Origin of the sequence: uncultured Bradyrhizobium sp., assembly GCF_947648125.1 — a bacterium.
GTDB lineage: Bacteria > Pseudomonadota > Alphaproteobacteria > Rhizobiales > Xanthobacteraceae > Bradyrhizobium.
Genome location: NZ_CANSMR010000004.1, coordinates 226,600 through 251,178 on the forward strand (window position 1 = coordinate 226,600; position 24,579 = coordinate 251,178).

At 62.2% G+C, this 24,579-nt stretch carries 18 protein-coding genes and 1 tRNA gene; 9 read left to right on the plus strand and 10 right to left on the minus strand.

Features of this window, described 5'->3' with window-relative positions; translation table 11 throughout:
* The first annotated feature begins 37 nt into the window (after nt 1–37).
* Both Q0030_RS10500 and Q0030_RS10505 read left to right on the plus strand, forming a co-directional pair.
* Entirely contained in the window at nt 38–1,336 is a 1,299-nt protein-coding gene (locus tag Q0030_RS10500) for an enoyl-CoA hydratase-related protein (RefSeq protein WP_298366222.1), read from the plus strand.
* A 19-nt stretch (nt 1,337–1,355) separates the two neighbouring features.
* Nucleotides 1,356–2,546 (plus strand): CoA transferase, encoded by a 1,191-nt coding sequence (locus Q0030_RS10505; protein ID WP_298366224.1) that lies wholly within the window; start codon nt 1,356–1,358, stop codon nt 2,544–2,546.
* A 201-nt stretch (nt 2,547–2,747) separates the two neighbouring features.
* Here the strand turns inward: Q0030_RS10505 and Q0030_RS10510 are convergent, their stop codons facing one another.
* From Q0030_RS10510 to Q0030_RS10520, 3 genes are all read right to left on the minus strand, one after another.
* Entirely contained in the window at nt 2,748–3,134 is a 387-nt protein-coding gene (locus tag Q0030_RS10510; protein WP_298366226.1) for a Zn-ribbon domain-containing OB-fold protein, read from the minus strand.
* On the minus strand, nt 3,131–4,282 hold the full coding sequence (locus Q0030_RS10515) for a thiolase domain-containing protein (protein ID WP_298366228.1): 1,152 nt from the start codon (nt 4,280–4,282) through the stop codon (nt 3,131–3,133). Before Q0030_RS10515 ends, Q0030_RS10510 begins: the two co-directional genes overlap by 4 nt.
* Nucleotides 4,283–4,360: 78 nt before the next feature.
* A complete protein-coding gene (locus Q0030_RS10520) occupies nt 4,361–5,548 on the minus strand; it encodes an ABC transporter substrate-binding protein (protein ID WP_298366229.1) in 1,188 nt (395 codons plus the stop codon).
* A 263-nt stretch (nt 5,549–5,811) separates the two neighbouring features.
* Here Q0030_RS10520 and Q0030_RS10525 point away from each other — a divergent pair, with 263 nt between their 5' ends.
* Together Q0030_RS10525 and Q0030_RS10530 are read left to right on the plus strand one after the other, a co-directional pair.
* Nucleotides 5,812–6,987 (plus strand): aminoglycoside phosphotransferase family protein, encoded by a 1,176-nt coding sequence (locus Q0030_RS10525; RefSeq protein ID WP_298366231.1) that lies wholly within the window; start codon nt 5,812–5,814, stop codon nt 6,985–6,987.
* Nucleotides 6,988–7,065: 78 nt separating this feature from the next.
* A complete protein-coding gene (locus Q0030_RS10530; protein WP_298366233.1) occupies nt 7,066–7,947 on the plus strand; it encodes an alpha/beta hydrolase in 882 nt (293 codons plus the stop codon).
* A 602-nt stretch (nt 7,948–8,549) separates the two neighbouring features.
* Here Q0030_RS10530 and Q0030_RS10535 read toward each other — a convergent pair.
* From Q0030_RS10535 to Q0030_RS10555, 5 genes are all read right to left on the minus strand, one after another.
* Nucleotides 8,550–8,626, minus strand: a tRNA-Arg gene (locus Q0030_RS10535).
* 299 nt (nt 8,627–8,925) lie between these two features.
* Nucleotides 8,926–9,345 carry a hypothetical protein gene (locus Q0030_RS10540; protein ID WP_298366235.1) on the minus strand — a complete coding sequence of 140 codons (420 nt, stop codon included), beginning with the start codon at nt 9,343–9,345 and terminating at the stop codon, nt 8,926–8,928.
* 432 nt (nt 9,346–9,777) lie between these two features.
* Nucleotides 9,778–11,061 (minus strand): ATP-binding protein, encoded by a 1,284-nt coding sequence (locus Q0030_RS10545; protein WP_298366237.1) that lies wholly within the window; start codon nt 11,059–11,061, stop codon nt 9,778–9,780.
* 54 nt (nt 11,062–11,115) lie between these two features.
* Nucleotides 11,116–11,772: a response regulator transcription factor gene (locus Q0030_RS10550; RefSeq protein WP_298366610.1), complete on the minus strand. Its 657-nt coding sequence runs from the start codon at nt 11,770–11,772 to the stop codon at nt 11,116–11,118.
* 693 nt (nt 11,773–12,465) lie between these two features.
* Nucleotides 12,466–12,942 (minus strand): hypothetical protein, encoded by a 477-nt coding sequence (locus Q0030_RS10555; RefSeq protein WP_298366239.1) that lies wholly within the window; start codon nt 12,940–12,942, stop codon nt 12,466–12,468.
* A gap of 43 nt (nt 12,943–12,985) precedes the next feature.
* Between Q0030_RS10555 and Q0030_RS10560 the strand changes: the two genes are divergently transcribed.
* From Q0030_RS10560 to Q0030_RS10580, 5 genes are all read left to right on the plus strand, one after another.
* The gene (locus Q0030_RS10560) at nt 12,986–13,210 is read left to right on the plus strand and encodes a hypothetical protein (RefSeq protein ID WP_298366241.1); all 225 of its coding nucleotides are present in this window, start codon (nt 12,986–12,988) and stop codon (nt 13,208–13,210) included.
* Between the two features lie 36 nt (nt 13,211–13,246).
* Nucleotides 13,247–14,593 (plus strand): efflux RND transporter periplasmic adaptor subunit, encoded by a 1,347-nt coding sequence (locus Q0030_RS10565; protein ID WP_298366612.1) that lies wholly within the window; start codon nt 13,247–13,249, stop codon nt 14,591–14,593.
* A gap of 13 nt (nt 14,594–14,606) precedes the next feature.
* Nucleotides 14,607–17,714: a CusA/CzcA family heavy metal efflux RND transporter gene (locus Q0030_RS10570; protein WP_298366243.1), complete on the plus strand. Its 3,108-nt coding sequence runs from the start codon at nt 14,607–14,609 to the stop codon at nt 17,712–17,714.
* Between the two features lie 603 nt (nt 17,715–18,317).
* Nucleotides 18,318–18,491, plus strand: coding sequence for a hypothetical protein (locus tag Q0030_RS10575; RefSeq protein ID WP_298366245.1), 174 nt, complete (start codon nt 18,318–18,320; stop codon nt 18,489–18,491).
* A 1,449-nt stretch (nt 18,492–19,940) separates the two neighbouring features.
* The gene (locus tag Q0030_RS10580) at nt 19,941–20,078 is read left to right on the plus strand and encodes a hypothetical protein (RefSeq protein ID WP_298366247.1); all 138 of its coding nucleotides are present in this window, start codon (nt 19,941–19,943) and stop codon (nt 20,076–20,078) included.
* Between the two features lie 101 nt (nt 20,079–20,179).
* Here Q0030_RS10580 and Q0030_RS10585 read toward each other — a convergent pair whose 3' ends face one another.
* Both Q0030_RS10585 and Q0030_RS10590 read right to left on the minus strand, forming a co-directional pair.
* Nucleotides 20,180–23,293, minus strand: a complete 3,114-nt coding sequence (locus Q0030_RS10585; RefSeq protein ID WP_298366249.1) for an efflux RND transporter permease subunit — start codon at nt 23,291–23,293, stop codon at nt 20,180–20,182.
* Nucleotides 23,290–24,471 (minus strand): efflux RND transporter periplasmic adaptor subunit, encoded by a 1,182-nt coding sequence (locus Q0030_RS10590; protein ID WP_298366251.1) that lies wholly within the window; start codon nt 24,469–24,471, stop codon nt 23,290–23,292. Before Q0030_RS10590 ends, Q0030_RS10585 begins: the two co-directional genes overlap by 4 nt.
* Between the last annotated feature and the right edge of the window lie 108 nt (nt 24,472–24,579).

Here is a 24,579-nt window from a genome sequence, read left to right on the forward strand (position 1 = left end):
GATCGTACACCAATGAACTGTAATCAGGGAGCGAAGGATGCCGATCGGACCGGGGTTGAAGCAGTTTCGCGCCGAGCTGTCGGGCAGCGGCGTCCTGCACCTGATCTTCGATATGCCGGGACGTTCGATGAACGTGTTTTCGAACGCGGCGATCGAAGAGCTCGGCGTGTTTGCAGACTGGCTCAGGCAAAGCGACGTCGCGGGCGTCGTCATCAGCTCGGGCAAGACGTCGGCATTCTGCGCTGGTGCGGATCTCGCCGAGCTGGAGACGGCCTATGACATGATCATGGCGGCGCCTGCGGTCGAACGCGATCGTGTTGCCTTCGACCATTTTTTCCGGCTCAGCCATGGTCTTCGCAGGCTGGAGACGGCAGGTAAGCCCGTTGCGGTCGCGATCGGCGGTCTTGCCTTGGGAGGCGGCTGCGAATTCGCGCTGGCGGCTCATTACAGGGTGCTGGCCGATCAACCGCAGGCCACGTTCGGCTTGCCGGAGTCGCTGGTCGGGTTGTTGCCGGGCGGTGGCGGAACCCAGCGCCTGCCGCGGCTGATCGGAATCGAGGCCGCGCTTCCGGTGCTGCTCGACGGCGCGCGGATCGGCGGGCAGGCGGCCATTGCCGTCGGGCTTGCGCACGAACTGGTGCCGGTGGGCAAGGAAGTCGCAGCCGCCGAGCGCTGGGTGCTGTCGCACCCCACCGCCGCGCAACCCTGGGATCGGCCCGAGTGGCACGCGGCCGACGCCCAGCACGTCGCGGCCGAGATCGCTGCGAGCCGGAGCAAGATGCTGGCCGAGACCCTCGGACATTATCCGGCACCGTCGGCCATTCTTGACTGCGTCGAGCAGGGATTGCCGCAGGATTTCGACATGGCGATCCGGACCGAGATGCAGATCTTTGCAAGCCTGATCCAGCGGCGCGAGCCTCGCAACATGATCCGGACATTGTTTCTCGGCCGGCTCGATTATGAGCGGCTGAAGAAGAAGGGCCTGGATGCGAGGATCATGGACGCCGTCGGCGCCGTCGCGACCGTGCTTGGTGCGCAAGCTGAGACGGGCAAGGAACTCGCCGAGGCTTTTGCCCGTGCCGGCTTTGCTGTCGATGTGCCGCGCAAGCCCGGGTTCGACGGCCGTATCGCGGGCGCGGTCTATTGGCATGACGACGGCCCCAGCAGTTTGGGCAAGGAGCTGTTGCGCGCGCGGTTGACGGAGGCCGAGGCCGCCGCCGCGGGCTGGCGCTCCCAGCTCGATGAGTCTGAACGCCGTGCCGCCGACTATGCCTTGGTGACGCAGCGAGGCTTTCCGGCCTACCTCGGCGGGTTGTTTGCCGCTGGCCTCAACTAGCCCATCAAGGAGACAAGACGTGTCAAGACCGCTCGATGGCATCAAGGTTCTCGATCTCTCGAAGGTTCTCGCCGGCCCGCTCTGCGCGCAGTATCTCGGCGATCTCGGCGCCGAGGTCATTAAGGTCGAAGCGGTTGGGCAGGGCGATGAGACGCGGGGATGGCCGCCGTTTCCCGCGCCAGGCCTTGGCACGGTGTTTCTCAGCGCCAATCGCAACAAGCGCAGCGTTGCAATCAACATGAAATCGGACAAGGGACGGAAGCTGGTGCATGAGCTGGCGAAATCGGCCGACGTCGCCATCGAGAGTTTTGGCACGGGCGTTGCGGAACGCCTCGGCATCGATGCCGCGACCCTTTGCGCGCTCAACGACCGCCTTGTCCATTGCAGCATCTCCGGTTTCGGCCGGACCGGGCCGCTGAAGAACTCGCCCGGCTACGATGTGATCCTGCAAGCCTTCGGCGGCATCATGTCGATGACCGGCGACGAGGGCGGCGGCTACATCCGCAGCCCGATCTCGCCGATCGACCAGCTGACCGGCGTGCACGCCTTCAGCGGCATTCTGGCGAGCCTGCTTGCGCGGGAGAAATCCGGCAAGGGTGGCGCGATCCAGGTCTCGCTGTTCGACACTGCGCTCGGGTTGCTCGGCTACAATCTGCAGACATTTTGGGAGCGCGGAACGCAGCCTGCGAAGTGCGGTTCCAGCCACGAATCGCTTTGTCCCTACCAGGCGTTCGAAGCTGCGGACGGCCCGATCATGATCGGTGTGGCCAACGATAATCTCTGGCGCAAGTTCTGCGGTGTCGCGGGGCTGAGCGCGATCATGGACGATCCGGAGTTCCGGACCAATGCGGAGCGGGTCAAGCACCGCCCTGAAACGTTGCAGCATGTGCAGGCAATCATTGCAACACGGACCGTTGCGGATTGGAACGACGCGCTGAACGCGGTCGGCATTCCCTGTTCACCGATCAACACGCTCGCCCAGCTGCTGGAGCACCCGCACACCAGGGAGGACAGGCTGATCATGCAGTACGATCACCCCGCGGCGGGCCGCTTGAACTGTGTGGGTCACCCCGTGACGTTCGTCGGCGAGGAACGTGATCCCGGCCTGCCGCCGCCGATGCTGGGGCAACATACCGACGATGTGTTGAAGGAGATGGGCCTGTCGGCGGAGAGCATCGCCGAACTGCGCAGCGATGAGATTATCAGTTGATCGACCTTGTTCGCAGGCGCCGAGATCGTCGCACGGCGGCGGCGCCGGTTGTTGTGCCCTCTCACCCTGTGGGGGACAGCGACGATGGCGCAGCCACGATCTCACTTGGGTGAGGGGTGCATCCACGAAGGGAATCCCACCGTTGAGAGATGCCACTCATCCGGCGCTTCGCGTCTCCTTCTCCCGCAAGAAGGGATTTTTCTAGGCTAACGTGAAGAACGGCAACGGCGCGCCGCTGGTCTGCTTCCACACCAGTTTCACGTTCCGGCCGATCTTCAATTTTTCGAGATCGCAATCGACGATGTTCGTCTGCATCGACGGACCTTCCTTCAGCGTCACGTAAGCGATCGCATATGGACCGGTCGGTGATTTCCGCATCAGGCTGTAAGTGTAGACCGTGGCTTCGCCCGAGCTTTCCTCCCAGACGGTCTGATCCGAGAAGCAGAACGGGCAAATCGAACGCGGAAAATAGTGCGCGTCGCCGCAGGCGGTGCAGCGCTTGATCATGAGCCTGCCGGCTTTGGCGGCGTCCCAGAATGGTGCTGTCTCGGGATTGACCGCGGGAGCCGGATATGTGTTCTCGCTCATGATACGCGCTCCAGGATGGCTGTTGAAGCGGCGTGACGCACGCCGAGCAGGCCGCCGGTGCCATGGGCGATGGCAAGATCGCAGTTCTTCACCTGCACCTTCGGATGTGCCTCGCCACGCAGCTGCCTCACGGCCTCGATGATCTTGGTCATGCCGCCACGGTTGACCGGATGGTTGTTGCAGAGACCGCCGCCGTCGGTGTTGAACGGCAGCTTGCCGACGCCGGAAATGAGATTGCCGTCGGCGACGAATCTGCCGCCTTCACCCTTCCTGCAGAAACCGAGGTCTTCGAGTTGCATCAGGACCGTGATGGTGAAGCTGTCGTAGATGGAGGCGTATTTGATGTCCTTTGGCGTCACGCCGGCTTCCCCGAAGGCGCGCGGGCCGGACCAGACGCCGGCGGAATAGGTGAGGTCAAGATCTTTTCCGCCATTCGGACCCTTCATCGCTTCGCCGTGGCCGATCAGCCGGACCTGTGGCTTCTTCAGGCTTTTGGCGATCTCCGGCGATGTCACGATCAGCGCGCCGCCGCCGTCGCTGACGACGCAGCAATCGAGCCGATGCAGCGGATCGGAGATCATCGGCGAGTTCACGACGTCCTCGACGGTGACGACCTCCTTCAGCATCGCATGCGGATTGTATTGCGCGTGATGCGAGGCGGCGACCTTGATCCAGGCCAGCTGTTCGGGGGTGGTGCCATAATCGTGCATGTGACGCATCGCGCACATGCCGTACGCATTATGCGTGGTAGCGCCATAGGCCGTCTCGAAATCCGCTTCGGCGCCGGGTGCGCGAGGCGGCGTGTGGCTGGTGCGCGGCTTGCCCGCCAGCGTGATCAACGCGACCGAGCATTTTCCCGCGGCGATCGCTTCGGCCGCATGGCCGAGCTGGATGATATAGGAGGAGCCGCCGGTATCGGTGCTGTCGATATGACGGACCTTCAAGCCGAGATAATCGACCATAGGCCAGGTTCCGCCCGGCGCATCGCCGGACAGGAAGTAGCCGTCGATGTCGTCCTTGCACAGCCCGGCGTCCTCGATCGCGCCCTTGGCGACCTCGGCGTGCAGCTGCGCAATGGATTTGTCCGGCGCGTGCCGGGTGGGGTGCTCATAAATCCCTGCGATGTAGGCCTTGCCCTTAATGGTCAATTTGGTCTCCGCCGGCGCTTCAGATGCATGGAAGCCCGCCGGGACATGTCCGGCAGGCACTCGGTGCTTGGTGCGGTGCTACTCCTCCAGCAGCTTCCAGGACGTCTTCTCGAAGATCGCCATGCGCAGCGTGCGGTAGGGGGCGTAATTCTCCTTCGAATTGGAGAGCTCGATTCCCGGTAGCAGCATGCCGACGCGCTCCTTGTTGAAGCTCGTCGCCTGGGCGAGCAGATTTTCGCGCGTCAGGTTGTCGCCGCATCGCTGCAGGCCCCTCGCGATGGCCTGCGCATTGATATAGCCGGACAGCGCGATGAAATCGTTCGGGCTGTCGTTAGGCGCCCATTTCTTCATGAAGGCGACGTAGTCCTTCACCTCCTGGTCGTCGGCCCAGGCCGGATCGCCGGCCTGTTTGGTGAACTGGGTCGTGTAGGCGCCCTGGACACTTTCAAGGCCGGCCGGCATCAGCACGCCCTGGATCGAGTTGACCGGACTTGCCAGGAACTGCGCCGGCTTCCAGTTCAGCTCATTGGCCTTCTTGATTGCCTGCGCTGCAAATTTCGGCGTGGCGAAGTAGATGATCGTGTCCGCGCCGGCAGCCTTGAGCTTGAGGACCTCGGAATCGACGGTCGGGTAGCTCAGCTCATAAGAGGCTTCAACCACGATCTTCGCTGTGCTGTCGGAGCCGAGACCCATTTTGAAGCCGGCGAGGTAATCCTTGCCGTAGTCATCATTCTGATACAGCACCGCGATCTTCGCGTTCGGCAGCTTTCTCGCGATGAACTTGCCGAAGGTAGCACCCTCCATCTCGAACGGCGGATAGAACGGCACCGTCCAGGGGAAATTCTGGGGGTCATTGAAGCGCCGGCCGCCGGCCGAGATGAAGACCTGCGGGACCTTGTTCTGGTTCAGGTACTTTTGAACTGCGACATTGGGAACCGTGCCGACCGTGCCGACTTCTGCAAGCACGCCGTCGTCGTCGACGAGCTTGCGCGTCTGCTCGATGGCTTTCGGCGGGCTGAATGCATTGTCCAGCGAGATCAGGTTGACCTTCCGGCCATTGATGCCACCGCGCTCGTTCAGCATCTGGAAATAGCCGGTCATGACGCGGCCATAGCTCGAAAAGGCCGATGCAGGCCCGCTGTAGGGAACGGTCTGGCCGATCTTGATCTCGGTGTCGGAGACGCCCGGACCGTACTGCTTGTCGGCGGCGACAGCCGAGCTGCCGAGAATAAGCGCGGAAATGCCGACCAGTACCGGAATCCTCATGTTCTCTCCCCTGTCGTGTTTGGTCCTGTCCCAGGTTGCTATTGGTACATCGGTATACCATATATCATCAAACTAAAATATGCAGCGAAGCGTCACGATCGAACTTTCCGCCGGAGTGGCCGCTACAGTCCAGTTTGCAGCAATGGATCGCGCGACGCGGCGCAGCCATGCCTTGAACGCGGTCCGGATTATGCTAAAGATAGTACATAAGCGTACTAATTGTGTAGTGTCGTCGCTTGTCGCGCACGGTACAGGGAGGGACCATGGCTGCCTCGGGTGCAACGGCACTGGCCGCGCTGAAGATCGGTGGACGCGTGGCATTCGAGCGTCTGACGCGGCCGAAGGCCCGCCGCGCGGAGGACGTTCCGTGCTCGCCCGGGGCCATCACGCCGGAGTGGCTGACGGCTGTACTCTGTAAAGAAGCGCCCGGTGCTGTCGTCACCGACGTCGTGGTGAAGCCGGCGAGTGCGGGGACGCATGAGCGCCATCAACTGATCGTCAGCTACAATGACCCCGGCGAGTGCGCGGGCCTGCCGCGATCGATGTTCACGAAATCGCTGCCCAGCGTCGTCACGCGCATGATCGGCGGCTTCAACGGCACCGCGCGGGTCGAGGGCCGCTTCTACGTGCAGCTGCGGCCACAGCTCGAGATCGAGGCGCCGATCGGCTATCACGCGGCGTTCGATCGTCGGACTTACGCGTCGATCCTCCTGCTGGAGGATATGGTCGCGACTAAGTCGGCGACCTTTTGCAACTCCAACACCTATGTCGATCGCGAGATGGCCGACGACATGATCGACGTCCTCGCCGCACTGCACGCGCGCTTCTACGGCAACGGCGAGCTTGCGGCGCGCTATCCCTGGGTTGCCGGTTATCCGCGCTGGTTCACCATCGGCGCGGAAAAGATGAGCCTCGAACACTATACGCGAAAAGCGTTCGACGCGGCTGCGCACGTCATTCCCAACGGCGTTCTGGCGCAACGCGAGGCGGTCTGGTCGGCCGCCATGCAGGCGCTCGCCGTTCATGACAACGAGCCGCAGGGACTGATCCATTCCGACGTGCATATCGGCAACTGGTATCGCACCGACGCCGGAAAAATGGGCCTTTGCGATTGGCAATGCCTTGCCCGCGGGCATTGGTCGCGGGACTTTTCCTATGCCGTGACGGCGGCGCTGACGCCGGATGACCGCCGCAGCTGGGAAAAGGACCTGCTGCGCAGATATCTCGACAGCTTCGCCATGTTGACGGGGACCAAGCCGGATTTCGACCGGAGTTTCCTCAACTATCGGCAGCAGATGGTGCACGCGCTGCTGATGTGGACGATCACGCTGTGCCATTCGCCCCTGCTGCCGGCCATGCAGTCGGAAGCGACGACGCTGGCCATGATCGAGCGAATCTCGACCGCGATGGCCGACCTGGACGCGCTCAGCGCCAAATGAGGTCGGCTTTCGCGCACGCGGATCCGTCCGGGACCATCGGGGGTGAAGCTGCGGCTGAGCATAGGAGGAGACCACGCGATGACGGCAATTGAATCAAGACAAGTCGTTGAAGCGACCGACGGAAGGCCGTTCAACCTGTACCGGTGGCAGGGCTCCGGCGCCGTTCGAGGCATCGTGCAGATCGCGCATGGAATGGGCGAGCACCCGCTCAGATATCGTCCGGTTGCGCGGGCTCTGGCCGGGCAGGGTTATGTCGTCTACGCCAACGATCATCGTGGTCACGGACAGCCGGCCGCTGATGCGGGCGAACTCGGTGATTTCGGAGCGCGCGGCTTTCCGGGCCTGGTCGATGACATGGTGCGTGTCACGAAGACCGCGCGCGCGGCGCACGGCGCCAGGCCACTCGTGCTGCTCGGGCACAGCATGGGCTCCTTTGCCGCGCAGCTCTACGTTCTCGACCACGCCGATCTCATCGATGGCGTCGCCCTCTCCGGCTCGACGGCGCTGGACCTGCTTGGCGCGGCAGCCGCCACGGGGCGCTGGCGACTGGAAGATCTCAATGCGGGGTTCGCGCCGGCCAGGACGCCCTTCGACTGGCTGAGCCGCGATCAAGCGGAAGTCGATGCCTATATTTCCGACCCGCTGTGCGGGTTTAATGTGAACGAGCAATCTTACGGCTCGCTGTTCTCGATCGCGCAGCGGCTTGCCGATCCGTCGCAACTCGGCGGCATCCGCAAGAATCTGCCGCTGTTCCTGTTCGTCGGCGACCGCGACCCCGTGAACGCCAATCTCGACTGGTTTCGGCCATTGGTCGATCGTTACCGCGACGTGGGCTTGCGCGACGTCTCATGGCATGTCTACGGCGGAGCCCGCCACGAGGTGCTCAACGAGACGAACAGGTCGGAAGTAATGGCGGTTCTGCAAGCCTGGATCGACCGCGTCTGCCCGCCTAACGGCTGACGAGACGCGTCCGCCTTCGCCGGGCGTCGCCACAATGTCGCACCAGGACGGGACAGCCGGCAGGCACTCGCGGATAGGGGCATTTCGCCTGACCATATCGACGCGCTCAGCACGGTCATCGCTATGCCGGCGAAGTGATGCACTTGTTGCGAGGCAAGCAGTGACGGATTGGTCTCGTTGAAAGTGAAATCCTGTTTTCGGCCGTAGCTCAAACGGTAGGTTTTGGTCTTGGAAATCCAAAGAATCTTTATCTTTCAATGAAGGTTGACTGACACTCTCTCCGCCGCAGCACTATTCCTCTTCGTGTCCCAGTGTTTTCGAACCGACGACGAAGATGACGAGCGCGACAGACGCCGTTGCGGCTAGTCCCGCTTCATTCCCCCTAGTTACTGCGATAGCCGTAGCTTTTGACCGTGGGTTCGGAGGAGGGATTCCGCGATGAATAGCAGCAACGCGTTCAGTGAGCGCAAAGCGGCCGATGGCGGACGCGATGAACTGAGGCCATCGAAGCGAACGGCTAGTTCACCGAGCCAATGTCGAGCTCAAAAGATTAATCGTTGATGATGCGGGTAAGGTCACAAGTCTATCATGACTTTGAAGTTTGGCGCACCCGACACGATTCGAACGTGTGGCCTTCGCCTTCGGAGGGCGACGCTCTATCCAGCTGAGCTAGGGGTGCTTACTGCTTACGCAGTGCTTACGCAGAGTTCGCGCATGAGTTAACTCCAATGCGCTACCTTCGCAAGCCTTTGCACATCAATACCCTTTCTTCCTCACTCCTCGCACCAAGACACTTGACACCTGCCTTCGGAGGGCAACGCTAGGCAACCGCCTGGAACAGCAATTTGAGATGGTTGCATGTCCCCGCAACCAAATCGTACGATTCGAAACGGGGCTGTGAATTCTCATACCATTGAAATCGCCATCTCGTTCGAGGCCTGAGATCCATCTGCCGACGCGTATGCTCCTCGGATTATGTCAGCGCTCGGCAAAGGCTGACCTGCTGTCGCGCGCGCTGAAACGTCTCGTGCTCCAGCGCGAAATCGATGAGGGGTTACCGTTGTCAACGGCGCGATCGAGTTTCGCTCCCGACAACACGTATCCCCCCTGACGCTTGACGAATGTCTGGCGGAGAGCGTGGATCATTCCACGGTTCGGCGCGGCGGGACAATAGAGCAGGGAATAGTCGAGATGGACAACATTCGAGTCGTGCTCGTACGTCGCGAAGTAGTGACGAGCCTCCGCATCTGTTCCACAGCTGGCGACAACGACCCTGCGAACCTCGGGCGGGAGACGATCAATCCGCTCGGCGCTCCAGGGAGGATCGCGAGGAGCGACTGGTGCGGCAGTTGCCCCGAACGACCATCCCAGCGCGACGGCGGCAGCAAGCAATGACATCGCCGCTCTAACTCTTGAATCAACATGCTTCGATCGGGGCCATTTCCGCGGCTGGCAATGCGGATGGCTTGACGCATGGCTCGATGGCATCCAGGAGGTCGTCTTCGATGGCGTGACGCTGTACCCTCTTGTGCGTGTGAACATAAGAATCCTCTAACGACATGTTCGGATGTCGCAGAGATGGCAGGACTACCTGACGTCTACCTGAACGGATCGCCTGCGCTCAGCTTTCGGGAATCATCAAGCGTCACGGTTACGTTATTCGGCTAGACGCAAGAGCATCGGACGGTGCCGGTTTGGCCGATCCAACGGCCCGCGGCTCTCTGTCAATCCGGCCAGGTGCCGTATTGCGACGCAAGGCTGCGCGCCTCAATTGCTCCGGCGGCTCCGTTGCTCGTATCCGAGGACCGTACCGTCAGGTCGAACCGTGCTTCAAACCGGCTCGGGGAAGACCAGCCGCGCCTCGAAGCCGCCGCCGCGTCCCATGACGGGGGAAATAAGCGTCAGGCTGCCGCCGATCTGCTTCATGACGCTATCGACGATCGCGAGCCCAAGACCACCTCCGGCGCCGACCGAGCACCCACGAACGAAGGGATTCTTCAGAGTATCGAGGATCTCCGATGGAATGATGGCGCCGCCGTTCAGCAGGCGAATCTGCCGGTCGTGGCCAACGACGAGCTCGATCGGCTCATCGGGAGCGCCGTAGCGAACCGCATTCTCGATGAGATTGCGAAGCGTGATGCCGATGATGTCCAGTTCACCCTGCACGATGAACTCCTCCGGACCTTCCGCGGTGACCACCAGCCTGTCCCCGACGTCTTCGTGCCGGCGAAACTCGTCGACGAGGATCTGTACGACCGTCATGACGTCGACGCGTTCCCGCAGCATCCCAACGCCCGCGCCGCTGCGCGACAGTTGCAGCAACTTCTCGGCAAGGCTGCTGAGCCCCTTGATCTGGACGACGATGCGGGCCGAGCGTTCGGCGTGCGGCGTTCCGGCGAGCTGGGCCGACAGCAACTGCATCTGCGCCAGCACGGCGGCAATCGGCGTCCGCAACTCGTGGGCGCTGTTCGCCGCGAACTGGCGTTCAGTCGCCAAGGCGCGCTCTAGCCGTTCAAGGAGCCGGTTGACTGCTGCTTGAATCGGCGCGAGCTCTGTCGATAGCCCCATGTCGGAGATTTGCGACAGATTTGAGCCGTCGCGGCGGCTGATCTCGCTCCGCAGCTGATCCAGCGATCGCATGCTGCGAAGTACCGCCCAGCGGATCAGGAACCACAACAACGGCAGGAACAGCAGCAGCGGCCCGACGGTCAATGCAGTTGCCCGCCACAGCGATTCGGCACGGTGCGCCCTGGGCTCGGCAACCTCGATGAAATAGCCATCGGCGGCGGCGGGTTGCGCATAGACGCGATACTGCGGCGTGTCGTGGAATCCGGCCTGGCGCGGCACCGGAAACGGTGTTTCGGGCGCATTCTCCGAGCGCATCGCGATTTCGCCTGTCGGTCCGACGATCTGATAGGCCAGGGCCCGTGGATCCATCGTGGCGACCAACTGCTTCGCCATTCGCTGCATGGCCTCCGGCTGCCGCACGGCCTCGTAGGTCGCCGGCAAGAGCCGCTGCGCGACCTCCTCGATCGCATCGTCGAGTCTTTCGTTGATCTCAAACACCGTGAGCGTGCCTGCGGCCACGCTGCCGAGGATCCACAGGGCCGCCATCGAGGATGCCAACAGCCAGATCAGCCGCGAAACAAGGCTTCCGTGCGCCATGCTTCACTCTCCCAGGCGGTAGCCGAGACCGCGCACCGTGCGGATGAAATCGCGCCCGAGCTTGCGGCGGACGCGGCTGACATAGACCTCGATGGTGTTGCTCTCGATCTCCTCGCCAAAGGCGTAGAGCGCATCCTCGATCTGCTCTTTCGATACGATTGACTGTCGCCGCCGTCCCAGCACCTCGACCACGGCCCATTCCCGCGCACTGAGTTCGACGGGCCGCCCCTCCAGTCGCGCGACTTTGAGTTCCCACTCCAGTTCAACCGGGCCGATCTGAAGGATCGACGCCGCCTTTCCGAAATATCGGCGGCTGACGGCGTCCAAACGTGCATTCACTTCGTCGAGGTCGAACGGCTTGACGATGTAATCGTCGGCGCCCGCTTTCAATCCCTCGATCCGGTCACTGACAAGGTCGCGCGCGGTGAGGATGACGACCGGCAGCGCGTCACCACGGCGGCGAAGCTTGCGCAGGAAATCCAGGCCGCGCCCGTCGGGCAGGTGCAGATCAAGCAGCAGCGCGTCATAGGAGACCGTGCGCACCGCGTGTTCCGCCGGCTCCAGCCGTTCGAACCAGTCGACGGCATGTCCCGCCGCTCGAACATGCTCCTGCACGGCCGAACCAAGGTGCGGTTCGTCTTCCACCAACAAGACTCGCATGGGTCCACCCGTCGTCATCAAGCGTAGGTGCAGGAAAAAGCTGAAGCCAACCTGAACGCCTCCGAGAGTAGGCTTCAGGCCGGCGTCAGAAAAGCTCGTTAACGAACCCTGGCGTGAAACATTCTCGGCAAGGAAAAAGGAGCAACTGCCATGAGGAGCACTGTTTTGAGCTGGTTCGGAATGTTGGCCGTGGTTGTCACGGTCTTCGCGACGATGGCGCACGCTGCCAAGACCGATCCAGCAAATGTAGCCGTTCAAGCCCATATAAGGGCATACGGCGCTGTTCACGGGATTGTTATTCCGCCGTTCAACGGATAATCGGCGGCGGTGACTTTCCGCCGCCGATTGCTGTCAGTCGAACCGGATGCTCAATCAGCCCGCCTCTGGAAAGATCCTCTGTGTAGCCTCTGCCGACCGATCCCGACGCAGGTCTTCCCTTCAGCTGCTGTGGGTGAGCCGGTCAACGGGCAAGACGCGGCAGGGTCGACGTAAAGGATCTGTGCCGACAGTACGCATAGCCCTGCAGCGTACTGCGCATCCACTTTGCCAAACACCATTTCCGCGCTCGGGCAAGAGGTCGGCTCCAGAACGAGGCTCGATCTCAGGCGCATGACGCGCCTCAGCGCGGGAAAGCGCTGAGGCCAACGATCGTGGATGTTCAACGGATGCGCAGAAGTTAACACCAGCGAGTGATCAGCTGCACACGTGGCCCGGTCGTATGCGCCAGCCGTGCGTGGTGTGCACGCGCCGGTTTACGACGTAGCAGCTGCCGTTGTCGTAATACGAATCGTCGTAGCTGTAGGGATAGTCGTAGTAGGCATAGTCATCATAGTAGCCGTAGGGATAGAACCCGTAGCCCCGCCCATAGCGGTGGTGACCGAAGTCGTGATCGTGACCTCCCCGAACGGCAGGGCCGGGGCCAAAACCGCGGAAGCCGCCGCCATTGTGGACGACGGCGGGGCCAGGGCCAAAGCCATGGAAGCCGCCGTTAAATCCGCCGCCGTGGAAGCCTCCGCCAGCAAAGCCACCGCCGCCGTGGAAGCCACCACCGCCAAAACCGCCACCGCCGCCGCCATGGCCACCGCCGCTTCCGCCACGTGCCAGCGCCATGGTCGGCGCGGCCAGGCCAACGGCTACAACAGCCAACGCGATCATTGCCTTTCGCAACATCTCATTCTCCATTCAAGATTTAGCGCCCAGCACAAATCCGCAGATGGCGACTGTTCTGGAGCATTGCGATGAGCATCGGCATAGCGGCGGCTCAACTCGACGCGAGCCTGTCGTGAATGCTGTGGCCGACTTGGTTCGATCCCAACAGTTGCTGGGAGTGCAGTTCGGGCAGCACGGCGTCTCCGCAGAGGCGCGTTTGGAGAAAGCTGAAGCCAGCCTGAACGTCATTGCAAATGGGCTTCAGGCCCGTGTCAGAAAAGCCCGCTAGCGATGCGACCAACGTTTTCGTTGGAGCGGGAAAATGATGCATGCACGCCTGTTACAAGCAGCCCACGTTATCGCGATTGATGGGGCGAAGTCTCGTCATGGCCCATCGCCTCTTCGTCCGACATTGCCGCTTGTGAGGCTCCGTCTGCTTCTCGGTGTCGCGACGGTCGCTATCGCTTTAGCCGCGGGATTTGCGGCGGGCCGCTCGTTGCCGTCCGCCTCGATCGTGGCGCCCGTGAGCATCCCGACGCCAGCTGCCGCCGATCCGGAACTGCCAGCCACGATTACTCTCTCCGAGCCGAAGCTTGCGAACCTGCAATTGCGGATCGAGGAGGCGAAGTCCGGTCCGCTGGTTCATGCCGTGTCGGCGACGGGCAGCGTCGGCTATGATCAGCTCCATGTTGCGCGCATCAGGCCCGTGGCACGCGGCCGGATCGAATCGCTCGATGTAAACCCCGGCGATCGGGTCGTCGCAAATCAACGGTTGGCGGTCCTCGACAATTTCGACCTCAGTGCCGCGCATAGCAGAGCTCTGAGTGCCGAGGCGGCGCTCAGCCAAGCACAGGCGCAACTCAGAGCGGCAAATGCCGCCTACGACCGCGCGACAAACCTTATTCGCACCGACCTCGTGACGCAGGCCGAGGTCGAGGCGCGGCGCGCCACCGTCGCCACCATGGAAGCCGATCTTCGTACCAGGCAAGCCGAGTTGCAGCAGTACCGGGAGGAAGAGGCGCGGCTCTTGCCGATGCGGGCCGACACCATAGGCGCAAGCGTCTCCGGCGATCAGCCGACGGCCGGCTCGCGGGGCGCCATCGTCGCGCCATTCGCCGGCGTGGTCGATTCGGTCTCCGTTGCGAAAGGCGAGATCACCGATCCGGCGACGTCGATACTGACCGTGTCGGACCTCTCGACCGTTTGGGTCCAGGCCGATGTCGCCGAGAAAGATCTCGGCGCAGTCAAGGTGGGCGATGCAGTCGAGGTGAGAGTGAGCGCCTTTCCAGGTCGCGCCTTCACCGGCCGTGTCACCTACATCCCCGACCAGATCGAGACGACGACGGGGATGGCCAAGGTGCGCTGCGCGATCCCGAACCCGGACGGCGCTTTGCGCGTCAACATGTTCGCCAACGTCACCATCCTTTCGCCGCAGGGCGGCGACGCTGTCCTGGTGCCGAGCGAAAGCCTGCAGGACGTCAATGGGCAGAGCGTCGTGTTCATTCCGACGGGAGATCGCCAGTTCGCCTGGCGCGTGGTTCATACCGGCCCGGTCGCTAGCGGAAAGACCCAGATCACGAGCGGGCTTGCGGCGGGCACCGCAGTCGTCGGCGAGGGCAGCTATTGGCTGAAGGCGGCTCTGATGCAGTCCACCATTCCGGACCAGGGCTAGGGGAGAGATTGCCGTGATCAACAAGATCGTCGATGCCGCCCTCGGCAACCGCATGCTCGTCCTCGTGCTGGTCGCAGCTCTGGTCGCCGCCGGCCTGTTGAGCATGCAACGCCTGCCGTTCGACGCCGACCCGGACATCTCACCGCTGCAGGTGCTGGTGACGACGCAGGCTCCGGGGTTGGCGCCTCCGGATGTCGAGCGTTCGATCACCTTGCCGATCGAGCTCGCCTTGCAGGGTCTGCCGGGGATGACGAGCTACCGTTCGATCTCGCGCTACGGGCTATCCGTCATCTATGTGAAATTCGCCGATGGCGGCGACATCCTGACCGACCGCACGCTGGTTGCGCAGCGGCTGAGCCAGGCAACGCTGCCCCCAGAGGCGGGAACGCCGAGGCTCGGGCCGCTGTCCGACGGCCTCTCCGAGATTTACCAGTTCAGGGTCGAAGGCAAGGGCTACTCGCTCATGCAGTTGCGCTCGATCCTGGATTGGCAGGTCGCGCCGCAACTCAAGCTGGTCCCGGGCATCACCGAGGTCAACGTCAATGGCGGCGAACTCAAGACCTACGAGGTCCGGGTTTCCGATAACGCGTTAACGCACTTTGGTCTGTCGATCGAGGACATCTACAATGCGGTGGCGCAGAACAACCGCGCCATCGGTGGCGCTACGCTCGCCCGCAACGGTGAGCAGGCGGTCGTTCGCGGCGAAGGATTGCTGCAATCGATCGGCGACATCGGCAACATCGTGCTGCGCACCGCAGCCGGCGGAGCGCCGCTTTACGTCAAGGACGTCGCAGAAGTCGTCGAGGCGCCGATGCCACGGCTCGGCGCGGTGACCAGCCAAGGCGACGGCCAGGCGGTGGTTGGCGTCGCATTGATGACGCTGGGCGAGAACACGCGGGTGGTGGCCGAGCGGTTAGCCACAGCCGTACAACAGATCAACAAGACGTTGCCGCTTGGTGTGAGCATCGTTCCCTATTACGATCGCGCCGACCTGATCGATCGCGTGCTACAGACGGTTGCGCGCAACCTGACTGAGGGCGCCTTCCTGGTCATCATTGTGCTGCTCGCATTGCTGGGCAATTTCCGCGCCGCCGTCATCGTGGCGCTGGCCATCCCGTTCTCGATGCTGGCCGCCGTCACCGCCATGTATTTGACCGGCCTGTCGGGCAACCTGATGAGCCTTGGCGCCATCGATTTCGGTCTGCTGGTCGACGGCGCGGTGGTGATGATCGAGAACATCGTGCGCCGTCGCGCGGAGGCGCCATCTCTCCCGGCCGAGCAGGTGGTGCGCGAGGCCGCGCACGACGTGGCGCGCCCCGTCGCCTTTGCGGTTGCGGTCATCACCTTGATCTATCTGCCGATCCTCAGCCTGCAGGGTGTCGAGGGCAAGATGTTCCGCCCGATGGCGCTCACCGTGATGTTCGCGCTGGCCGCCTCGCTGGCGCTGACGCTCACGCTGATGCCGGTGCTCGCTTCCTTCTTCCTGCGCAGGCCGGTCGCCGAGCGGGACAGCCGTATCATCGGTGTGGCCAGGAGCGGTTACGCGCCGGTGCTGGCGAGGACGATGCGCCATCCCGCAATCACCATCCTTGTGGCGATCGTGATGCTGGGCAGCGCCCTGGCGATCGGCTCCCGTCTCGGCGCTGAGTTCCTGCCGCGCCTGGAGGAAGGCGCGCTCACTGTCACCACCACCAAGTTGCCCGGCATCTCGCTCGAATCCGCGATCGCCACCCAGACCATGGTGGAGAAGACGCTCAGGAAATACCCTGAGGTCGAAACCGTCACCACGCTCGGTGGCAGTTCCGAGATTCCGACAGACCCGATGGGAGTCGAGCAAAGCGACACCTTCATCATTCTCAAGCCAAAATCGCAATGGCGTACCGCGCAGACCGAGGCCGGACTGATCGAAGCGTACAAGCAGGCGCTGGATCAGAGCGTGCCCGGCATTACGCAAAGCTGGGCGCAACCGATCGAGATGCGCATGGACGATCTCTTGCAGGGCGTGATGGCCGACCTCGCGATCGTCATCCGCGGGACCGACACGGCAACCCTCCGCGATCTCGCCGACCAGGTTGCGCGCGTGGTCTCGGCCGTTCCGGGAGCGGCCGACGTGCAGGCAAAGCAGACGGTTGGTCAGCCGTATCTCCGCGTCATCGTCGATCGGAGCGAGATCGCGCGCCGCGGCTTCAATGCGACCCAGGTGCTCGACCTCGTCGAAGCGTTGGGCGGACGCACCGTCGGCACCATGAAGGATGGCGACGAACGGTACAATATCCGCGTCCGGCTCGCTCCGCAGGACCGCGACAGCATCGACCATATCCGGGCGCTGCGCGTGAACAACGGCGCCGGCGTCTCAGTCGCCCTCGGCGATCTGGCCGACATCCGCTGGGAGCCCGGCCCGGCCCAGATCGAGCGCGAGGAAGGCAGGCGCGTTGTCAAGGTGCAGGCCAATGTGCGCGCGCGGCCGCTCGCCAACTTCGTGGCCGACGCACAGCAGGCGGTCGCGGCCCAAGTCCGCCTGCCGCCGGGCTATACGATCTCCTGGGGCGGCAGCTTCCAGGACCTGCAGCAAGGCATGGCACGGCTGTCCGTCGTGGTACCCGTGGCGCTCGCCGTCATCTTCCTGTTGCTCTATCTGATGTTCGGCAGCGCTCGGCTTGCGACGCTGATCTTTTTCAACGTGCCGTTTGCGGCGGTGGGCGGAATCTTCGCGCTCGCGCTGCGCGGCATGCCGTTCAGCATTTCAGCCGCGGTCGGCTTCATCGCCCTGTTCGGCATCGCCATTCTGAATGGCGTCGTGATGATGAGCTACATGGAGGAGCGTCGCAAGGAAGGGCTCACCGCCGCAGTCGCGGCTTGGCAAGCTGCGATGACGCGGCTCCGCCCGGTGTTGATGACGGCGACCGTTGCCAGCCTCGGCTTCCTGCCAATGGCACTGTCGACGAATTCCGGCGCCGAAGTGCAGCGTCCGCTGGCCACCGTCGTCATCGGTGGCCTGATCAGCGCGACGGTGCTCACGTTGCTGGTGCTCCCAGCGCTTTATCCCTGGTTCTGCCGAATCCGCCGCCCGGTCAGCGCCACTGCACACGATGCCTCTCACGCGCCGCAGCCGGCAGAATGAACTAGCAGCGAGATCGAACCGTGCCCGGGAAAAATACCCGACCGAGCGTGACGTGCCGACCAGCGCTATTGCTTCCGAAGAAGCGGCCGTCATCGACATGCGCTTCTCAGGCAAGCGCTATCCGGGTGCGTAACGGCGTGGGCTCGGGAGCGCGCGTTGGTGCCGCGGGCTCCCGCTTGCATCGGAGGGGTCAACGACTGGCGCCGCAGGAGAAGCGCGTTATGGCGCACCCGACACGATTCGAACGTGTGACTTTCGCTTTCGGAGGGCAATGGTCGTACGGCGGTGGGATCGCGGTCGCGTCGCTCTTCTGATCGCTTTGGTTGATCGCATGTCTCTTGATTTTCGGTCCCGGTCACGCGTGACGTTCGATTCCTCTGCACGGGACGGGATTTTCGGCCGAAATCCTCGTTTACTTTCAATAGTCATAACTGGCTTAGCCGGCATCCAATCGAGAAAATACCGGGACGCCGGATCGAGAGCTTGTGCTTGCCAAGCTCAAGATCGAGCTATCGGTGTCCGTTCCATCTGCCGGCAACTGCGCCCGTACCTTCGTCGGGCTACGCCTGTACCTTGCCGGGGCACCTTCCGGATTCAGCCGCCGTGCCGCAATACAGGGGCAAGCTCGGTTGCGAGGTGTCCGTGGAGGTTGGCTACTTCGCAGCGCGGGTTGCGATGATCAACAGTCCAGGGACGAACATAAGCGATCTGAAGCGGGGCAAGAGCTACATCAAGCTGTTGGTGATGGTGACCTGCATCGCGGATTTCGTTCAGTAACCCGAAGTGATCAACGTCGTGTGGGACCTTCTCGACGAAGTGCTTGGCAAGGCATTGCGTTGCGTGCGTGGTCGGTGGTCGGGCGACGCTTTTGCCGCGGGCAACCGCGTCGAGATCGAACCGAAACCATTCTGCAGTTGGAGCAGGATGGCCTGATCCGACGGAACTACAACACCGTCCTCGCGACGTCGGTACCGTCGTGGGTAATGAATGCGATTCGCTCTCGCAATTGTGTATGATCAAGCAGCCTGTACTTCCTACCTAAGTTTAGGGCCATGTGACGCCATTACAAATGGAGTGGCGGACCATGAATCCGCTTCGTGCAAGCTGATGAACCGAAAACGACTAACATGCCGATCGACTTTCTTGTCACATGGATTGTAATGTTTGGAGCTCTCGCCAGTTTGGCTATGTTGTCCCGTTGAATGTTAAGCGCGCGTGCTCACGGGGGAGCAAATAATCGTCGGCGGCGCGAAGAGCCGATGTCGGCAACGTGATACACGCGCATGATGCCTGCACATTGGGATAGCGAGCAACGCACACCACTTCCAAGAAGTAAACAATTGGAGGAAGTCTCGATGCGTTCTCTCATGACACTAGGTTTCTTGATTTCGCTCACCGCATGTGCGGGCGCGGCTCCGATGCATGCTATGCACGCACGGCATCGGGTCGTGGCTCACCATGGCCGGGTGGTGTCGCTTGGTGATTTCGTCATCCCGCGCGAGGCTTACGCGTCCGCTCCGCCGCAGATCCGCTACGATGATACGCCCAGCTATGACGATCCCTCCAAGTTGGGTGGCCAACCACCCTCGATGTAGAATTCGTCTATGGCGCTGCGCGCAGTGCTGACGATGATTCGGAGCGAGCCCGATGCGCTTTGTTCCAGTGTTCGGTCTCTTGCTGGCCGGATGTGTGTGAAAATTCCGCGGCGGCGCGCGATGCTGTGCGCTCCGCGGTGCATCTACACATACAGAAGCATCGACCGGAGTATCCGAGGATCAGATTGACTGCTTGGTTGCGGTTCGCCGTCCTCCGCTTGGAGCGAAGAAGGTGTCGCGCGCTGGGGGCCTAACGTTAGCTCGGGCCAGTCGCAGGCCTGACGCTAGTTCATTGCCTTCGCGCTGACAGTCGACAATTGCAGGCACACCGCTCCCGTCAATGGAGACCTTGATCATCTTGTGAGGCGCGGCGTTCCAGACCGACTCTGGCTGGTTCGGCAATATGATTGCGCAGTAACAGGCGATCCGCGCTTCATCCCCTTTTTGCCGCAAGTCTTGAGGTCTCCACCAACGAATCCAGCAATCACGTTGGGTAGCCACCGATTCATGTCGAAAACGTCGACCGTTCTTGGAACTCGGGAAACGCTGCGCGCCAGGTCCTGAACAAACCTTAACGCAGGTTCTAACTCGCCGGCCGACAGTTACGCAGGGTTATTGGTAGGCGCCGAAGTTGATCTCGCAAGTCTTCGATGAGGATCGGTTCCACCTTATCGGTAACGCCGTCGCCTTCGCCGTGCCGGCAGAGCTTAACAGATTGTTCTTCGACCGCCTGGCGGCCGAGACTTTCAAACTCAACTTCATTGCCTGAGTGGCTTTGTCGGAAGCGCGATCCCCTACAGGCCGAGGCCCGCTTCTGACTTGCTTGTCTTCTCTACTTTTCACCTTTCGTGCTTCGGAAGTAGCAGCTCCCTATTCTGCGGGCGTTGGATAACCGTCTTGCGGTAACGACTGGTGCCGTCGCGAGGCAAACAGCCAGTTCTGCAATCGATCGAGGTAGAGATAGACGACCGGCGTGGTGTACAGCGTGAGGACCTGCGACAAGGCCAGTCCACCAACGATTGCGTAACCCAATGGTTGTCGGATCTCTGACCCGACGCCGGTGCCCACCATCATCGGCACTGCGCCCAGAAGCGCTGCCATTGTCGTCATTAGAATCGGGCGGAAGCGCTTGATGCAGGCCTGATAGATTGCTTCCTCCGGCGCAAGGCCATCGGCCTGCTCGGCCTGGATGGCGAAGTCGACAAGCATGATGCCGTTCTTCTTGACGATGCCGATCAGCAGGATGATTCCGACCACCGCGATCACGCTCAGATCGAAATGCACCGCCATCAGCAGCAACAGCGCACCGACACCGGCGGACGGCAGCGTCGAGATGATGGTGATCGGATGGATCAGGCTCTCATAGAGCACGCCGAGGATCAGGTAGATCACGAACAGCGACGCGGCGATCAGGATAGGCGTGCTCTTCAAGGAGGCGCCGAAGGCCTGTGCGTTGCCTTGGAAGCTTGTCTGCAACGACAGCGGCGGATGCAACTCCTTTTCGATGGACTGGATGCCGCTCACGGCTTGTCCGATCGCCGCCCCGGGCGCAAGGTTGAACGAGATCGTCACAGAGGGGAACTGCCCCTGATGGTTCACGACGAGCGGCGCCACCTTCACGGCCGAATCGACCAGCGTCGAGAGCGGGACCTGCTGGCCGCTGGATGATTTGACATAGATGCCGTTGAGCGCCTCGGGCCCATACTGGAACTTCGGGTCGACCTCGAGAACGACATGGTATTGCTGCAGCGTCGTATACATCGTCGAGACGATGCGCTGGCCGAAGGCGTCATCGAGGGTGTTGTCGATCGTATAGGGCAGAATGCCATAGGACGAGGCGACGTCGCGCTTGATCGTGATGTCGAGCAGCGGTCCGGAATTGAGCTGGTCGGTCGTGACATCCGCGACCGTGGGCAACGTCTTGATCCTGTCGAGGAAGAGGTTTGCCCAGTGGTTGAGTTCGCCCGGATCGGCGTCATTCATGGTGTACTGGAATTGCGTCTTGTTCAGCCGTGCCCCAATGGTGATGTCCTGCGCAGGCTGCATATAAAGGGTGATGCCCTGGATTCTGGCGAGGTTGGTGCGCAGCCGCGCGATGACCTTGTCGATCGGGTCGCGCTGGTCGGCTGGCTTGAGCTGGATGAACACGCGGCCGTCGTTGACGGTGGTGGTGCCTCCGCCGGCGCCGACCGCCGAGCCAACCGTGGACACGGCGGGGTCCCGCACCACCGCATCGAGCATGGCTTGCTGGCGTTCAGCCATTGCCTGGAACGAGATGTCCTGCGCGGCTTCCGATTGACCCAGGATCAGGCCAGTATCCTGCTGAGGGAAGAAGCCCTTGGGGATGATGACGTACAGATAACCGGTCACCGCAATGGTTGCGATCATCAGCATCAAGGTGATTAAGCGATGCCGCAGCACGACCTTCAGGCCCGCGTCGTAGGCATTGAGAATCAGATCGAAACCTCGCTCTGACCAGCGATACAGCCGCCCATGCTCGTGGCTCTCCGGCTTGAGCAGATAGGCGCACATCATCGGCGTCAGCGTCCGGGAGATCACCAGGGACAGCAGCAGCGCGACGCTCACCGTAACGGCGAATTCGCGGAACAGGAGCCCGACATAGCCGCTCATCAGAAAGAGCGGAATGAAGACGGCGATCAGCGAGAACGTGATCGCCATGACCGTGAAGCCGATCTCGCCTGATCCTTTCATTGCGGCGTCGTAGGGAGACATACCCTCCTCGATGTGCCGGGTGATGTTCTCGATCTCGACCACTGCGTCGTCGACTACGAATCCGACGGCGATTGACAGCGCCATCAGCGACAGATTGTCGAGGCTGTATCCCATCTCGTAGAGGATCGCGAAGGTGCCGATTAGCGAGAGCGGAACGGTGACGGCTGGAATGATGGTTGCCCAGAAGCTGCGAAGGAAGACGAAGATCACCATCACGACGAGGGCGATCGTCAGCAGCAGCGTGAACTGTACGTCCGTGACCGAGGCGCGGATCGTCTGGGTGCGGTCCGAGACGACGTTGATCTTGATAGCGGCGGGGATCGACGCCTGGAGCGCCGGCATCATCGACTTGATCCGCTGGACTGTGTCGATGACGTTGGCGCCCGGCTGGCGCTGAACCGAAAGCAAGATGGCGCGGTGGTTGTTGTACCAGCCCGCAATCAGATCGTTTTCGCCGGCGCTGACTGCGCGCCCGATGTCGCGGATGCGCACCGGCGATCCGTTGCGATAGGCGATCACGAGGTCGGCATACTGACCGGGCTGGAACAGCTGGTCATTGGTATTGAGAGTGTAGGTCTGACGCGGGCTGTTGAGCGTTCCCTTGGCGAGATCGACGTTCGCCTGGCCGAGGACGGTACGGACGTCCTCGAGATTGATTCCGCGCGCGGCAAGCGCCTGCGGATCGACCTGGACGCGAACGGCTGCCTTTTGCTGGCCGCCGATGCCGACGAGGCCCACGCCAGGGACCTGCGAGATCTTCTGCAGCAGAATGTTTTCGGCATACGCATCGACTGTGGTGAGCGGCAGGCTGTCCGAGGTGAGACCCAACACCAGGATCGGCGTGTCGGCCGGATTGACCTTCCGGATCGTTGGCGGATAGGGCATGCCAGTCGGCAGATACGGGCTCGCCGCGTTGATCGCCGAAAGCGTATCGCTGACTGCACCGTCGATCTGGCGGCTGAGGTCGAACTGAAGCGTGACCTGGGTGTAGCCGAGCGCGCTTGCCGACGTCATCTGCGTGAGGCCGGGTATCTCGCCGAATTGCAGTTCGAGTGGCGAGGCAACCGAGGACGCCATGGTCTGCGGGTCGGCACCAGGCATCTGGGCGGTGACGGTCAGCGTCGGATAGTTGACGTTCGGCAGCGCCGCCACCGGCATCAGCGGGTAGGCGACAAGCCCTGCGGCCAACAATCCGACCATGAGCAGGGCGGTTGCGATAGGACGCCGGATGAAGGGGGCGGAGATATTCATGGGATCGGCGCCTGCATCGCGTCCTGTGCTGCGGCTTCCTGCGCCGCCTTGCCATGCAACAGGACCACATGCGTTCCCGGCTGCAGCTTGTACTGACCGTCGACCACGACCTGCTCATTGGCTTCGAGGCCGGAATCGACCAGCGCCTGACCGTCGCTGATCTGCGCGACCTTGATTTGGCGGATGGAGACCGTGTCGTCGGAATTGACGACATAGGCGTAGGCCCCGCTCGGTCCTTGCTGGACGACGGAGGCGGGGACGGTCAGGCCGTTGTGGCGCGTATCGAGCAGCAGTCGCGCATTGATCAGCTCACCGGGCCAGAGGCTCCGCTCGGCATTCGGGAAATTCGCCTTGAGCTGGATCGAGCCGGTCGTCTGCAGGATCTCGTTGTTGACGAGCCCAAGTTGTCCCGCGCCGAGCCGGATCGTGTTGTCCTGATTGTAGGCCAGAACGGTGAAGGGGGCCTTTGTCTTGAGTTGCTGTTGCTGGATCTGTGGAAGCACGGTCTCTGGCAACGTGAAGATCAGCGAGATCGGGTTCAATTGCGTCACGACGCACAGGCCGTTGGTGCTTGACGGGCTGATGATGTTGCCGACGTCGATCTGGCGAATGCCGACGGTCCCTTCGATCGGGGATGTCAGGCGCGTGAAGCTCAGCTGCACTTTCGCGGCATCGATCAGGGCCTGGTCGGCCTTGATCGCGGCCTCAAGCTGTCCGACCTGGGCATCCTGGGTTTCGATCAGTTGAGGTGTGGCCCAGCCCTTGTCGCCCAACTGCTTGTACCGGGTTTGGTTAGCCCGCGCGTTCACAAGCTGCGCCTGATCGCGCTGGAGATTGGCGGTATATTGGTCGATCAGGGCCTGATAGGGCCGCGGATCGATTTGTGCGAGCAGATCGCCGGCATGGACCTGTTGGCCCTCGGTAAAATTGATGCTGATGATCTGCCCCTGAATCTGGGCCCGCACAATATCGGTATTGTAGGCAATCACCGTGCCGACGCCGGTCAGGTAGATCGGTACGTCGCGCTGCGTGACGGTTCCAGCGACGACTGGAACACGAGGCGGAGCGGGAGCCGCAACGGCTTTCCGCATCGGATGGAAATCAGCCGAGTGCAGCAGAGCGGCGCTCGCAATGACCACGCCCAGCATCGCGGCGGAGATGATGATCTTCGTTCTCATGGGTGTGCTCCGGATGGCAAGGTGCGCTCAGCAGCTGCCTGCTAAGCTCGTGGAGGTCGCTGCGCCGGAGGACAAGCATTGAGACGCCACAGCCGAAGTCGTCGCCGG